At 42.0% G+C, this 1,039-nt stretch carries 1 pseudogene; it reads right to left on the reverse strand.

The annotated features are described in order from the left end of the window. A pseudogene (locus L323_RS40440) lies at positions 1–1,039 on the reverse strand (non-reducing end alpha-L-arabinofuranosidase family hydrolase); the annotation flags it as partial.

Below are 1,039 nucleotides of genomic sequence, written 5' to 3' on the forward strand. Positions count from 1 at the left end.
GTAGCACCACTGCCGAAATCTATGCTCTTGTATACGCTGTAATCTCCGTTTTCGGTATAACCTACAGCCTCGGTTCCTTCATCACAGGTTACATTCTGGATTCCGGACTGGTCATTCCAGCTCTCAGCTTCTATTTTTTCAAAGGCTGATCTTGGGGTAACGGGTGTATCAGGGCTTCCGGTATAATTTCTGATTAGACCAAGATCCCAGATAATTTGCTGATATTCAGGAGTCATATCGTTAGTACCCTGAATAAGGAAATCTACCTTGTTTATATCGTTAATTTCTAATTTTTGATTGTATCCTGCACGTATAAGTCACCGTGTGATACATTAGTTGTCCATTTGTCCGAATTATATTTTGTAAGATTGCTTCTTGTTGCCCATTTATTGTTGACCAGAGTCCAAGGTCCTCCAGCACTTGATGAGGTAAACAACTCGTAGCTTCTGCCGTCAATCATGGCTTCAATAAGCATATAGTACTGATTGTCTGCAAGGCTTTTGTAGATGGCTGCTCCTTCAAAGACACTTGAGCATGCAACAGTAGGTGTGCTCCAGCCCTTATTAGGGAAATTCGCCAGAGTGGTTTTTCTCATATACAGTTTTCCTGATCCGTCACTTGGTGTATTGTACATATAAGCGTACTGATCATCGCATATTACATAGTAATCCCACCCCATGTTGCCGGAAATGCCAAAGGATTTCGGCCCGGACCATGAATTCGGATCATCAGGAGTTGTTGTTGTAGCGTACGCTGCCCCATATGTACCATCCTGGTAAACAAGGTACCATAATTTCTGAGGTTCATAGTAGAACAATTCCGGAGCACAGAAATAGCTTTCTCCTATTTTACTCATATAGGTACGTGGAGCTGTTTTCAGTCCTGCAATTGTGCTAGCAGATGTAAAACACATTTGCCAGCCGCCGCTTTTATTTGCACCTGTGTAATAAACAAGGTATTTACCGTTATAATAAACGATAGTAGGGTCTTTAGCCGCATAGTAATCATATGGGCTGCACTGGTTGTGAAAAATAACCCT

This window comes from Ruminiclostridium papyrosolvens C7 (assembly GCF_000421965.1).
GTDB lineage: Bacteria > Bacillota > Clostridia > Acetivibrionales > DSM-1351 > Ruminiclostridium > Ruminiclostridium papyrosolvens_A.